1 protein-coding gene is annotated in these 264 nt (G+C 33.7%); it reads left to right on the top strand.

Going from position 1 to position 264, the window contains the following annotated elements:
• Window positions 1-264: histidine kinase dimerization/phospho-acceptor domain-containing protein (locus KVT11_RS20090; RefSeq protein WP_302693890.1), on the top strand; the 264-nt coding region annotated here is incomplete at both ends.

Raw genomic sequence — 264 nt, 5'->3', positions numbered from 1 at the left:
AGGTCTCTGTTTCTCCGTTACCTATTCATCAAAAAACTTTAAATCAGTGGGTTGCCGTAGAATGTATAGCTACTTTATTTTTAATGTCAATTTTATTTTTACTCGCTCAATATATGTTGTTAAAACGACAAACAAAACTAGAAAGACAACAAAATGAACTACAAAAAATTGAATTAGTTGGAACTTTTGCAGCTAGTACCGCCCACGAAATCCGTAATCCACTTACCGGAATTAAAGGGCTCGTCGCTCTATTAAAAGAGAAAT

Source organism: Bacillus sp. GbtcB10, assembly GCF_019091365.1.
Lineage (GTDB): Bacteria > Bacillota > Bacilli > Bacillales > Bacillaceae > Bacillus > Bacillus altitudinis.
The sequence above is the reverse complement of the archived record's forward strand: the minus strand, read 5'-3'. Positions and strand labels throughout refer to the sequence as shown.